This window comes from Bifidobacterium sp. wkB344, assembly GCF_003688305.1.
GTDB classification, from domain to species: domain Bacteria; phylum Actinomycetota; class Actinomycetes; order Actinomycetales; family Bifidobacteriaceae; genus Bombiscardovia; species Bombiscardovia mizhiensis.
The window spans coordinates 196,571-208,937 of record NZ_NPOQ01000013.1; the positions used below are offsets into that span (position 1 = coordinate 196,571).

General features: G+C 63.2%; 12 protein-coding genes. 10 read left to right on the plus strand and 2 right to left on the minus strand.

Annotated features, from left to right (window positions below; genetic code table 11):
• Positions 1-112: 112 nt before the first annotated feature.
• Entirely contained in the window at positions 113-457 is a 345-nt protein-coding gene (gene trxA, locus CI601_RS04270) for a thioredoxin (RefSeq protein ID WP_121914428.1), read from the minus strand.
• A gap of 171 nt (positions 458-628) precedes the next feature.
• On the opposite strand from trxA, the gene CI601_RS04275 reads away from it, so the two are divergent.
• From CI601_RS04275 to CI601_RS04310, 8 genes are all read left to right on the plus strand, one after another.
• Positions 629-1,258: an NUDIX hydrolase family protein gene (locus tag CI601_RS04275; protein ID WP_101431990.1), complete on the plus strand. Its 630-nt coding sequence runs from the start codon at positions 629-631 to the stop codon at positions 1,256-1,258.
• Between the two features lie 23 nt (positions 1,259-1,281).
• Positions 1,282-2,139: an alpha/beta fold hydrolase gene (locus CI601_RS04280; protein WP_121914492.1), complete on the plus strand. Its 858-nt coding sequence runs from the start codon at positions 1,282-1,284 to the stop codon at positions 2,137-2,139.
• Entirely contained in the window at positions 2,136-3,173 is a 1,038-nt protein-coding gene (gene nudC / locus CI601_RS04285; RefSeq protein WP_121914429.1) for an NAD(+) diphosphatase, read from the plus strand. Before CI601_RS04280 ends, nudC begins: the two co-directional genes overlap by 4 nt.
• 81 nt (positions 3,174-3,254) lie before the next feature.
• Entirely contained in the window at positions 3,255-4,859 is a 1,605-nt protein-coding gene (locus CI601_RS04290) for a L,D-transpeptidase family protein (RefSeq protein ID WP_024627450.1), read from the plus strand.
• Positions 4,860-4,898: 39 nt separating this feature from the next.
• On the plus strand, positions 4,899-5,312 hold the full coding sequence (gcvH, locus tag CI601_RS04295) for a glycine cleavage system protein GcvH (RefSeq protein WP_024627451.1): 414 nt from the start codon (positions 4,899-4,901) through the stop codon (positions 5,310-5,312).
• Positions 5,313-5,322: 10 nt separating this feature from the next.
• Positions 5,323-6,513 (plus strand): App1 family protein, encoded by a 1,191-nt coding sequence (locus tag CI601_RS04300; protein ID WP_024627452.1) that lies wholly within the window; start codon positions 5,323-5,325, stop codon positions 6,511-6,513.
• Between the two features lie 7 nt (positions 6,514-6,520).
• On the plus strand, positions 6,521-8,944 hold the full coding sequence (locus tag CI601_RS04305; protein WP_121914430.1) for a S9 family peptidase: 2,424 nt from the start codon (positions 6,521-6,523) through the stop codon (positions 8,942-8,944).
• 66 nt (positions 8,945-9,010) lie between these two features.
• The gene (locus CI601_RS04310) at positions 9,011-10,054 is read left to right on the plus strand and encodes a 3-isopropylmalate dehydrogenase (RefSeq protein WP_024627454.1); all 1,044 of its coding nucleotides are present in this window, start codon (positions 9,011-9,013) and stop codon (positions 10,052-10,054) included.
• A 189-nt stretch (positions 10,055-10,243) separates the two neighbouring features.
• Here the strand turns inward: CI601_RS04310 and CI601_RS04315 are convergent, their stop codons facing one another.
• Positions 10,244-10,675: a hypothetical protein gene (locus tag CI601_RS04315; protein ID WP_121914431.1), complete on the minus strand. Its 432-nt coding sequence runs from the start codon at positions 10,673-10,675 to the stop codon at positions 10,244-10,246.
• Between the two features lie 111 nt (positions 10,676-10,786).
• Between CI601_RS04315 and CI601_RS04320 the strand changes: the two genes are divergently transcribed.
• Positions 10,787-11,074 (plus strand): TM2 domain-containing protein, encoded by a 288-nt coding sequence (locus CI601_RS04320; protein WP_024627456.1) that lies wholly within the window; start codon positions 10,787-10,789, stop codon positions 11,072-11,074.
• Positions 11,056-12,282: a biotin/lipoate A/B protein ligase family protein gene (locus CI601_RS04325; RefSeq protein ID WP_121914433.1), complete on the plus strand. Its 1,227-nt coding sequence runs from the start codon at positions 11,056-11,058 to the stop codon at positions 12,280-12,282. Before CI601_RS04320 ends, CI601_RS04325 begins: the two co-directional genes overlap by 19 nt.
• Positions 12,283-12,367 lie beyond the last annotated feature (85 nt).

Here is a 12,367-nt window from a genome sequence, read left to right on the forward strand (position 1 = left end):
AGTCGACTGGTCAGTTCCTATCGACCGCACGCTTTCGGCAGTGCCGAAAGGGTCACTGGACAAACACAGCTCTACTGTAGTGCAAACCTGCTTTGGAACCAACTCGACTGACTCAAACCCGCGCCGGGGTTGACACATCGGCCTTGCGTGCCTGGTCGATCAGGTCGTCCAGGTCCGAAGACCTGAGCGCGCCGGCCTGCTTGAAGATGATCTGCCCCTGCTTGGTGATCATCAGCGTAGGCACCGCCTGGATGTCGGCGGCTGCGGCCAGATCCTGGTTCTGGTCGATGTCCACCTTGCCGAAGACGATGTCGGTGTTGGCCTGCGAAGCCTTCTCGAAGATGGGGCCGAAGGCCTTGCAGGGTCCGCACCAGGTGGCCCAGAAGTCAATCAACACCAGGTCGTTGTCCTTGATGGTTTGCTCGAAGTTATCCGAAGTAATAGTCGTGGTGGCCATGATAACGCTCCTTGAAGTAGTTTGACTGACGCGCGGGAAGCTCCCGTGCTTAGCAACCGCTTTCAATCCTCAGCATTCCATCAAGGCTGGAGAAAGCGCCCGAATATGCTCTGGGTGGAGATGTCCGGCGGGGTCCTGTGGGCGGTCAAGCCTGGTACGGATAATGGAACCATGCCAGTGCTGAACGACGAGATTCCCGACGATGACGACTTCGATGCCGATCGCGACCGTGGTGCCTTCTCACACATCACCCCGGAGGACTTCAACCGAGGCTTTTCGGGTTCGAATCCTCCTGGATGGCTGGATCGAGACGCCATCGACCGTGCGCGGCGCTGTCTGCCCATGCCCTATGTGGAGGTAGTGCCGGTTCGTGTGGATGAGATGAGCGCCGTCACCCAGGTGGGTACCCTTCTGCGCGTGGATGATCAGGGCAACATCGAGCGCACCCTGATCACCGGGCGGATTCTTTACCACGAGACCATCAGGGAGGCTCTGGCCAGGAACATCGCCAAGGATCTGGGCCAGCTGGCCCTGCCTGTGCTGCCTGCCAGCCCCCAGCCCTTCACCGTGGCTGAGTTCTTCCCCACGCCAGGGGTCTCGGAGTATTACGATCCGCGCCAGCATGCCATTGCTCTGTGCTATCTGGTGCCGGTGGCCGGGGACTGCAAGCCTCAGGATGAGACCCTGGATGTGGAGTGGATAGATCCCAAGGGTGACATGCTGGAGTCCTTCATAAGCCAGATGCCCGGTGGGCACGGCAAGGTGCTGATGAGCGCCCTGACCTGGGCTGGTGCGCTGTGAGCCGTGAATCCTTGGAGGCGGGCATGACCATTGCCAATACCGTATATCGACAGGGGGAGGGGCTGCCCTTGGTGCTGGTCCATGCCTTCCCTGTGGACCACCGCATGTGGGATCGGTGTGCGGCCTCGCTGATCGACCAGGCGGATCGTGCGGGTACGGCCCCCTTCCCTGTCTATGCTCCGGATATGCCCGGGGCAGGCGATTCTCCCCTGCCTGAGCCGGCGTCCTGTGACCCAGCTGACTCTGATGGCGCCCTGCCTGGTGCCCTGGATGCCATGGCTCAGGCCTTTGTAGACATGGTCGCCGCCACGGGGGCGCAGAAGGCCATCTGGGTCGGACTTTCCATGGGAGGCTACCTGGTCGAGGCCGTAGCCAGGCTTTACCCTCAGATGGTGGCTGGGCTGGCCCTGTGCGATACCACCATGAAGGCTGACCGCCCGTCCTCCCGAGCCAACCGGCTGCAGATCGCCAGAACCTGCGAGGTGGAGGGGACGCTGGATCCGGTCATGCACTTCGCCAGGCCCCAGGAGGGCGATTCCACAGTCAAGCGTTCGCCCGCTTTTGTACTGACCATGACCGAATGGATACAATCCCAGGACCCCCGGGGCATCGCCTGGCGTGAACGGATGGCCGCGGGCCGCCCGGATCAGAGTGATCTGGTCGGCCGCATCAGAGTGCCTGCGGCCCTGGTCAGCGGCCGCTGCGATCCCTCGAGCCCTCCACGCACCATGGAGCCTCTGGCTCAGGCCATGCGCCAGGCCGGAACCGATGTCACTTTTACCGCCATCGACGACTGTGGCCACTTCAGCGCCGTCGAGCATCCAGACCAAGTGGCCGCTGCCCTGCTGGACCTGGTTCAACGCGTAGGGAGGCAAGCATGAGCGATCCTGAAACGGTCTTTTCCCCGCTGGCCCTTACCGGGCCCCTGCCCTTTTTGCCTTTGGCCCAGGGGGACGTGGACTATGACACGGCATCGCGGCAACAGCCCGGGTTGCTTGACCGTCTGCTAGATCAGGAAGGCACTAGTGTCATCCTGGTACGGGGCGGGAAGGTGGCCGTGCCTAGGGGCAAGGGGGCCTTGGCCGGTCGCACCGGGGCCAGCATCCGTCTGGCTACCCTGCCCGCTGCCTACTTGCGGGGTCCTCTGGTAGGCTCGACGGGCCAGTTTGAGCCCCCCTGCTACTATCTGGGGAAGGCCGACCGTCAGGCCTGGCTGGCCCTGGATCTGGATCTTGCCTGCGCCGGTCAGGCTGTCCAGGGACCTCTTCGTGACTTGGCTCAGGCCGCTGACCAGCGCTTCGATTGGCTGGCCCTGCGCGAGTATGCTCCTCATGGCCGTCCGCGGCAGGTGGGCCTGGCAACCTGCGCGGTCGCCCTGTCCGTGTGGCATGGACGCCAGGCCTTCTGCCCCCGCTGCGGTGCTCCGGTCCATCCCAGCCAGGCCGGATGGGCTCAGATCTGCCAGGGGAGTGCATCGGGAGACAGGCACACGCTCTTTCCCCGCATCGAGCCCGCAGTGATCATGGCCGTGGTGGACAGCCACGATCGGCTTCTGCTCCAGCACAATCGGCAGTGGGCTCCCGGTTTTCGTTCAGTCACTGCTGGATTCGTCGAGGCGGGGGAGAATCTGGAGCATGCAGTCCGGCGGGAGACCCTGGAGGAGGTGGGCCTGAACCTGGGTGAGATGCGGTACCTGGGCTCCCAGCCCTGGCCCTTCCCATCCTCCCTTATGGTGGCCTTCAGAGCCAGATCCATGAATACGGACATCCGGGTGGATGGTCAGGAGACCGATGCCGCCAACTGGTTCACGCGTGAGGAATTCGGCGCTGCTCTGGCCTCGGGCCAGTTGCGCATACCACAGGCGGCCAGTGTGGCCAGGCACATGATTGCACAGTGGTATGGCAGCGAGCTCTGACCTATTTGGGAAGTCCCGTGCTTTCAGACCTGGTCCTGTCGTAAGATATTGCAGGGAACTGTAAGCAGCGAAAGGTGTGCTATGGCCATGGAGGGGCAAGAAGAGCCTCGTATCTCGGACGTCGACCAGGCCGAAACTGTGACCATGCCGCCGACGACCGGCGACGGGCCCGACCCTGTGGACCTGTCCGCTGATAAGCAAGCGAATCGGGCACTGGGCGCAGGTCCCGCCCACGAAGCCCAGTCGAGCCGTCATCGGGGGCGTACCATCCTGGCCCTGCTGCTTCTGGCTGTGCTGATTCTGGTAGGGTGCTGGTTCGGCGCTCGCGCCTTCTTCCGCGATCGGGTGGCCCCCGGCGTCACCCTGGGCGGAAAGATCATGATGGGTCGGACCAACGACCAAGTCCGTCAGATTGTCGATCAGCAGGTGCGTGACTCCCAGGTGGAGCTCAAAGGCGAAGGGGCCTCCGCGCGGGCGGGGCTAAAGGACTTGGGCGTGAGTGTGGATCAGGATGCCACGGTCACAAGGGTCATGACTGCCAAGGGCTCTGCAGGTATTTCCCGGCTCAACCCCTTCCATAGCGAAGCTGTACCCCTGGTGGCCGAGCGGGACCAACTGGCCATGAACAAGTATCTGACCGAGCACTTCATCGACCGCCAGGACCGTTCCGTTCCCTCTACCATCGTCTTTGACTCCGGCGCTCACGCTTTCAGGGCCCAGGAGGGGCGTGGCGGCAAGGGTCCTGAGATGGGCCGTGTGCAAAATGCTGTCTCCTCTCTGATAGACAAGCCTGGCAGGCGGCTGGCCGTTGGGCTGGTTTACAAGGACGTGGGCATGCCCATCAGCCTGGATACCGCCAATCAGGTGGCTGCTCAAGCCAATCAACGGGTGGCCAAGGATCTGGTCATCAAGGGGACCGATGACGATGTCATGACTGTTCCGGCCGCCACCGTGGCCACCTGGGTCAAGCCGGTGACGGACCTGGGCAAGGGAACCATGGAGCTGGGCTTCGATCGGCAGGCAATTCAGCAGTACCTGGATCAGGAGCTGGCCCGGCATCTGGATCGGGATATGGTCACCGCCGTCAATGTCAAGAACACCAAGGGCGAAGTGGTGGCTGAGACCACCAAGGGTGTGGACGGGGTTCGGGTTTCGGATGTACCCGCCACAGCTGATCTGGTCGTCAAAGCCCTGGTCCAGGGTGACACGAACCCGGTCCAGGCGCGTGCCGAGGTCACCCCGCATAAGGAGCAGACACGTGTGGCCCGCTACGACGTGCCTGACGGCGACACCTGGATCCAGGTCAACCTGAGCGATCAGACCGCCACCGCCTACCATGGCACCACCGAGGTCAAGACCTTCCCCATCTGCTCAGGTAAGCCCTACGACGGGGACCAGTCAGATACCGGCACCTTCTTCATCAACGTGCGTTACACAGTCCAGACCATGCGCGGCCCCGGCTACGTCTCGCCCAACGTCAGATGGGTCTCCTACTACAACGGCAGTGAGGGCTTCCACACGGCCGACTGGAACTACGGGGGCATCGCCAAGGGCGACCCCACCCACTACGGATCCCACGGCTGCATCAATATGTACGAGCAGGATGCCAAGTGGATCTATGACAACGCCCCGGCCGGGACCATGGTCAAGGTGGAGGGTCAGGTTCCGCCAGGTCCGGCCCGGTAGATGCACCTGTCGCGGCAGACGGTCGAGTAGGCTGGAACCATGAGCGATGAACACAGTGATGGAACCTCCCGTTTGGACGTGCCTGACCACTTGAGGTATTCCCAGGATCACGTCTGGATCGACCCCAGTCAGTCTCCTGCGCCCATGGGCGTGACCGAGTATGCGGCTGACCAGTTGGGAGACCTGGTTTTTTTGGATCTGCCTGAGACCGGCACCCACGTCGATGCTGGCGACGAGGTCATCGAGCTTGAGTCCTCCAAGGCGGTGGAGCCGGTGGTTTGCCCAGTGGCGGGCACCATCGCCTACGTCAACAGGGCGGCCTCGGACGATCCGGAGGTCATCAATTCCGACCCTTATGGAGAGGGCTGGATAGCCAAGATCGACCTGGAGGACGATGAGCCTGATCTGATGAGCGCCGAGGAGTACGGTCAGCTACTGAAGAGCCTGAACTGACGGTTCAGACATGACCAGGCGATCCGGCCGCGATGAAAGGCCCCTGCGGGTCCGATCGGTCAGCACCACCTTCGATTCAGCCGCGCCCGGGGAGGGCATCGAGAGCAGACCTGCTCCGGTGCGTCTGCTGAGGCGCCTGGTAACGGGCGCCTTCGACCTCTGGGTGGGTCTGTCCATCAATATGACCGATCGCATGGGCTGGTCGGCCGACGTCCAACCCTATGTGGGCTACGGTACCGAGTCATACTCCCGACTGATCTGCCGCACTATTCTGACCGACGGCCGCAGACGTGAGGATCCGGCCATCCGGGGCATCCGCGGTCTGCTGACCGTACCCGCGCCCAGGACCAGGGTCAGGCTGGCCATTGACAGCACCGCCATCGGGAGGGTCCAGGTGGGCGATTCCTCGGTCTACGATGCCGTCGATCCCAGCCGCAGCCTGAGTGCGGATGCGGTCTTCTCCGACCGATCGGGCTATCTTGATCTGGTGGCCGAGCATCGGCTGACCCCAGGCGTGCACCGGGTCTCCTACCAGGTGCGGGGCCGCCGACCTGTCGACGCGCCGCTGTACATCGTGCCCAGTCAAACGCCGGTCGGTGTCATATCCGATGTGGATGACACCATCATGATCAGCCAGGTGCCCAATCATTGGAAGGCTGCCTGGAACCTGCTCCTGTCAAATCCGCACCGCAGGTCTTCGGTGCCGGGCATGGCCGTGCTCTACAACCGCATCCGCGACCTGGACCCCCGGATGCCCTTCTTCTATCTGTCGGCCTCGCCCTGGAATGTGGAGGGGTCCATACGCGGCTTCATCCGTGACCACGGCTTTCCGTCCGGCCCTCTGCTGCTGCGGGATCTGGATCCCAGGCCCAAGACCTTCGTGCCCTCCATCGTGCAACACAAGATGGAGTTCATCCACCAGCTCATGGCCGACTTCCCCCAGATGCGCTTCGTGCTTATGGGCGATGACGGGCAGAGCGACCCCGCCACCTTCGCCCAGGTGGTGCATCAATATCCGGACCGGGTCCTGGCCATCGGCATCCGTCAGCTGAGCCCCTCGGAGACCGGGCTGGGATCCTTGTTCAAGCGCACTGCCACCCAGCCGATGCCGGTGACGCAGGTGCCGGTCTTCTACGGGACCACGGGCGCCAATCTGATGCGGACCCTGTTGCCCTATCTGCGTCGTCGCGCCCGAATATAATCGCTCCATGAGTTTTTCGGCCGTCAACTCCATTCCTCCTCGTGCACAACGCCGTCCCACCGATCGATGCTTCCATGGGGATCACTTCGAAGATCCCTACGAGTGGATGCGCAACAGGGAGGATCCTGCCACCAAGGCCTATGTGCGCGACCAGAACAGCTACTGCCAGGAGCGTCTGGCCGGTCAGAAGGGTTTGCGGGCCACTTTACTTAAGGAGTTCACCGACCGGGTACAGCAGACCGACATGTCGGTGCCAACTCGGATGCACGGTTACTGGTACTTCTCCAGAACGCTTAGGGGCCAGGAGTACGGGGTGCAGTGCCGCCTGCCGGTGCGCGACCAGGATGACTGGGATCCTCCAACGGTTCAGGCCTCATCGGCGCCTGGATCCATGCCTGGCGAGGAGGTCATCTTCGACGCCAATGCCGAGGCGGAAGGCCACGACTTTTTCTCCCTGGGTTGCCTGGATCTGAGCGCCGACGGTCGGTGGATGCTCTATGGCCTGGACACCAGGGGCAACGAACGCTACGACCTGCGTATCCGGGATCTTTCCCAAGGCCGAGACCTGCCTGATCGGATCGACCAGGTCTCCTCCGGGGCAGTGCTGACCCCCGACGGCCGATGGGTCTTCTACACCGGCCTGGACAAGGCTTGGCGTCCGGACACGGTCTGGCGGCATAAGGTGGGCACTTCGGTCGACCAGGATGTCATGGTCTACCAGGAGGACGATGAGCGCTTCTGGGTGGGGCTGGGCCTGAGCTACGACGAATCCGCCATGCTGATTGCCACCGGGTCCAAGACCACCAGCGAGGTGCTCATGCTGGATTTGAATGAGCCAGAGGGCGAGTTTGTGCCCTTGATCCCTCGCAAGGAGGGGGTCGAGTACGACATCAGCCTGGCCAGGTTCGAAGATGCCGGTCCGGCAGGGGAGGATCTGCCGGTAGCTGTGGTCTACCACAATGTAAACAACCCCAACTTCGAGGTGGATCTGATCGATCTGCGCAGCCACCGTCCGCCTTTTCGACTGGGAGAAGGGGTGCGGCTGGCACAAGGCAGCCCCTATGGTTGCGAGCGCTCCGGAGACCTGGCCTCCCTGCCGCCCGAGAAGCCCTTTCGGGATCCGGGCAATCCGGCCATCCTCCAGGGCGCTCGCGGGCTGGGAATCGAAGGTCTGGGCATCCATCGCAGCTTCGTGGTCCTGACCTACCGGGCTGACAGTCTTCCTCATATGGCTGTTATTGCCAAGGATCAGGCATTTGAGGATCTGCGGGCGGGTCGGCCCTGGCGCTTCCGTGAGGTCCTGCCCGACCAGGCCAGGGACGGCATTGACCGTCTTTACAGCATCGGTCCCACTGATAACCCCTCCTACCAGGCTCCCGGGCTGCGCTACATCCGGGGCAGCTATGGGACCCCGGCCGAGCTGCGCGAGCTGGACCCGGTCCGGGGCGTGGATCGGTTGCTCAAGCGGGCCCGGGTGCTGGGTGATTTCCGGCCTGAGCGCTACGCCGAGCGTCGGGTTCTGGTCCGCGTCAGGGATGGGGCCCTGGTGCCGGTCTCTCTGGTCTGGCGGCGGGGCATGCATCCGGGGCTGGATGCCTGCGGTAGGACCGGGCCTGATGACACGATTATCCAGGCTCCCGACCATCCTGAGCGCCGTCCCTGGCCGGACCATGATCCGGACAGATCCGCACCCATGTTCATCACCGGATACGGAGCCTACGAGATCAGCCAGGACCCGGGGTTCTCCACCGGTAGGCTCAGCCTGTTGGACCGAGGCGTACTCTACGCCGTCCCCCATGTGCGCGGTGGCGGGGAGATGGGCCGCGCCTGGTACGAGCAAGGCCGTCGGCTGCACAAGGTCAACACCTTCCTGGACTTCATCGACGTGACTGCCGCCCTACAGGCTCAGGGCTGGGCGGATCCGCGTCATACCGTGGCCAACGGCGGGTCGGCCGGCGGGCTGTTGATGGGGGCCGTGGCCAATATGGCTCCCCAGCTCTATGCCGGCATCGAGGCGGACGTCCCCTTTGTGGACGCGCTGACCAGCATTCTGGACCCTGACCTACCGCTGACTGTGACTGAATGGGACGAGTGGGGAGACCCCCTGCATGATCAGCAGGTTTACCGGTACATGCGCTCCTACTCGCCCTATGAGAACGTTCCTGACGCTGATCGTCGGCGTAGGCTCTTTGGCAGCGACCATTTCCCTGCCATCCTGGTGACCACATCCATGAACGACACCCGCGTGCTCTATGTGGAGCCGCTCAAGTGGGTGGCCAGACTGCAGGAGCCGCAGGTGGGGGCCGATGCGCTGATCAGGATCGAGGTCCAGGCAGGCCACGGAGGTATCAGCGGACGCTACCGGCAGTGGGAGGAGCTGGCCTTCGAGAACGCCTGGTGCCTGTCCATCATGGTCCCTGAAAGCCGCTGAACCCGGCCTGTCCGGGATTCGGTCGGGGTCGGGAAAGGGCCCTGGCAGGCTCGTTATGCTCGGGGTATGACAAATAGCAAGCAGAAAACATATCACATTGCGGTCATTGCCGGTGACGGCATCGGCAAGGAGATCGTTCCCCAGGCTCAGGCTGTGCTGGAGAAGGTGACCCGGGGCAAGGCTGATATCCGCTATGAGGACTTCGACCTGGGCGCTGAGCGCTACCTGCGCGATGGAGCCATTCTGCCCGACGAGGATCTGGACCGGCTCAAGCAGCAGGATGCCATCCTCCTGGGGGCCATCGGCGACCCCCGTATCAAGGCCGGCATCCTGGAGCGGGGACTGCTGCTCAAAATGCGTTTCGAGCTGGATCAGTATGTCAACCTTCGGCCATCCAAGCTCTACAAGGGCGTGGTGTCGCCCCTGGCCAACCCGGGTGACATCGACTTCGTGGTCGTGCGTGAGGGCACCGAGGGGCTCTATGCCGGGGCCGGCGGATCCATTCGCCGGGGCACCCCACAAGAGGTGGCCACCGAAGTCTCCATCAACACGGCATACGGGGCGGAACGGGTCATCCGCTACGCCTTCCAGCTGGCTATGAAGCGTCGCCGTCGTCTGACTCTGGTTCATAAGAAGAACGTGCTGACCAATGCGGGAGACATGTGGCAGCGGCTGGTCGACCAGGTGGGTCAGGAGTACCCCGACGTGGAGCGCGAGTACCTGCACATCGATGCCTCCACCATATTCCTGGTGACCGAGCCCAGCCGCTTCGACGTGATCGTGACCGACAACCTCTTTGGCGACATCCTCACGGATGAGGCGGGGGCTGTGGTGGGAGGCGTGGGCTACTCGGCCTCCGGCTGCATCAACGCCTCGGGCACCTACCCATCCATGTTCGAACCCATCCACGGATCCGCCCCCGACATCGCCGGCAAGGGGATCGCCAACCCCACGGCCGCCATTCTCTCGGCCGGGATGCTCCTGGATCATCTGGGCTTTGAGGACGAGGCGGCCAGCATCGAACGGGCCGTGGAGGACGACATCGAACGCTCCGGCTCCACCCAGCGGAGCACGGAGCAGATCGGCAGAGATATCCTAAGCCGACTGTGATCGGGCCGGATGGCGGCTAGACTGGAGGGCATGACTATGGATGATGCCCCCCAGCCGGACGACCGGCAGCCCAGCGATATGCCGACAGGGAATCCCGGCTTCGGTCCCTCCCCGTCCCCGCAGGTTTCGCCCGAGCAACAGGAGCCTGCCGGGGGAGATGCCGCTGCCAAATCAGCGCAGCCGGGCCAGTCAGGTCCAGATGCCGTCGACGGGCAGCAACAGGCTTCGGGCTATCCCGCTGGCCCTGATCTTGGCGGTGGGAATCAGAATCCGTATCAGACCGGTCAGTATTCCTCCGGTCAGTATCCCACGAGTCAGTATTCGCATGGTGGGTATCTGACAGGGCAGAGAGCCAATGCCGGATACCCGTTTGCCCCTCAGAACGGTGGCCAGTATCCTGGGGCGTATCAGCCAGGGCCCTATCAGCCCAGTCAGTATCCGACCGCCGGGTATCCAGCTGGTCAACAATATCCAACCGGTCAGCAATATCATGGTGGGCAGTATTCCGGTGGCCAGTATCCTGGGGGCCAGAATCCGCCAAGGCCCTATCAGCCGGGACCGGGCTATCCCGGCCAGTACCCGTCTGGCCAGTACCCACCGAGTGGGTATCCGGGCAATCAATACCCAACAGGTCAGTATCCAGGCAATCAATATCCTGGCCGGCAGTATCCCCCGCAGGCTCCTATGCCTTGGTCCTATCCGGGCATGCCCCAGGGTGGGTATCCAGGGGCTATGCCCACCGGCAGGAGTCCCTATCCAATATCACCCACTCCGCACAGCAAGTTGGCGGCAGGTCTGCTCAGCATCTTTCTGGGCTGCTTCGGCGTGGGCAACTTCTACCTGGGCAGAACCGGCCGGGGTGTGGCTCAGCTCATGCTCACCCTGATCGGCTTCCTCTTCTTCTTCATTGGGCCGACCATCGCCATAATCTGGGGGCTGATCGAAGGCATCCTGATTCTGACATCTTCAACCGGCTCCTTCTGGCATCGTGACGCTCGCGGATGGGAGTTGACGGATTGAATCCGGCCCCTCTGCGCGGCGTCGGCAAGCAGATGGGCGGTAAACTTGCGGGCGTAACCCTGACCTTGGGCCGGGGGGCAGACTCCCGTCCAGTCATCACTTCCTGCAGGATTGACGGCGACTTCTTTACGGAGCCGGCTCCTACCGCGTCCCGTGAATCCGAGGATGATCATGGGCCGGTATCCCGGCTGGAATCCGCAATTTGCCGTATCCCGCTGCCCTTGGATCCTGGTCTGGCTCTGAAGCGGCTGGGCAGGATCATGGCAGAAGGGGATGGCCAACGGGTTGTCGGCGTGTCCCCATGGACCCTAGTGACTGCACTGGAGCGCGCCCTGCCGTCTGGGCTGGTCATCCACAGGCACGAGGAGCCCGACCAGGCGTCTTTTCAACAGTCGCAGCCGGACGAGGTCGAATGCCGCCGCCGTTGGTCTGGCCTGAAGCTGGACCTGATCAGGGACCGTCCACGTCAGCCGGCCATGCAGATGGCCATGGATCAGGCTCTCAATGATGCCGTGGCCCAGGGCCAGCTGCCACCCACCCTGCGCATCTGGAACTGGGCGGCGCCAGCGGTGATCCTGGGACGCTTCCAGTCCCTGAGCCGGGAGGTCCACGTGGAGCGGGCGCGCAGTCTGGGCTTTACCCTGGTTCGCCGCTGTACCGGCGGTGGCACCATGGTCATCCAGCCCGACCGGGCCATCACCTATTCCCTCTATCTGCCCCTGGACTTCGTCAAGGGGACCGACCTGATCGACTCCTACCGGATCTGCGACTATTGGCTGGTTCGTGGTCTGCGCATGCAAGGGATTCAGGCGGGCTGGCAGGGCATGAATGACATCGCCTCCCCGCGGGGCAAGATGGGGGGCGCCGCCCAGCGCAGACTGCCGGCAGGCTCCCGCGGACCGGGCGGACTGCTCCACCACACCACCCTTTCCTACTCGGTGGATGCCGATCTGATGGCCCAGGTACTCAACGTGGACCCGGCGAAATTCCACGACAAGGCCGTGAACTCGGTCAAAAGCCGGGTGGATCCCATCGACAGGCAGACCAGTCTGACCCGTCAATCTCTGATCGATGCCCTTCTGGACACCCTGCCCTCCCTGGTGTCGGATCTTCGCATATCAAGTCCTGCGCCCGAGGTTGAGCAACGGGCCCGCACCCTGGCCCAGCAGCGCTACGGCCGTGGGGAGTGGACCGCCCAGATTGCATGACAGGCGAGGGGGTTGATGTGTGTGGGTATAATCGTGCTCAGTCGCGTCGAACCCGGCGTGAGGTCATCAACCATGCGTGAGTCGG

Coding starts and splice junctions, on each gene's coding strand:
- gcvH (WP_024627451.1), top strand. CDS start 4,899: ATGAGCGATGAACACAGTGATGGAACCTCCCGTTTGGACGTGCCTGAC.
- CI601_RS04310 (WP_024627454.1), top strand. CDS start 9,011: ATGACAAATAGCAAGCAGAAAACATATCACATTGCGGTCATTGCCGGT.
- CI601_RS04275 (WP_101431990.1), top strand. CDS start 629: ATGCCAGTGCTGAACGACGAGATTCCCGACGATGACGACTTCGATGCC.
- CI601_RS04320 (WP_024627456.1), top strand. CDS start 10,787: ATGCCCACCGGCAGGAGTCCCTATCCAATATCACCCACTCCGCACAGC.
- CI601_RS04300 (WP_024627452.1), top strand. CDS start 5,323: ATGACCAGGCGATCCGGCCGCGATGAAAGGCCCCTGCGGGTCCGATCG.
- trxA (WP_121914428.1), bottom strand. CDS start 457: ATGGCCACCACGACTATTACTTCGGATAACTTCGAGCAAACCATCAAG.
- nudC (WP_121914429.1), top strand. CDS start 2,136: ATGAGCGATCCTGAAACGGTCTTTTCCCCGCTGGCCCTTACCGGGCCC.
- CI601_RS04305 (WP_121914430.1), top strand. CDS start 6,521: ATGAGTTTTTCGGCCGTCAACTCCATTCCTCCTCGTGCACAACGCCGT.
- CI601_RS04325 (WP_121914433.1), top strand. CDS start 11,056: ATGGGAGTTGACGGATTGAATCCGGCCCCTCTGCGCGGCGTCGGCAAG.
- CI601_RS04280 (WP_121914492.1), top strand. CDS start 1,282: ATGACCATTGCCAATACCGTATATCGACAGGGGGAGGGGCTGCCCTTG.
- CI601_RS04290 (WP_024627450.1), top strand. CDS start 3,255: ATGGCCATGGAGGGGCAAGAAGAGCCTCGTATCTCGGACGTCGACCAG.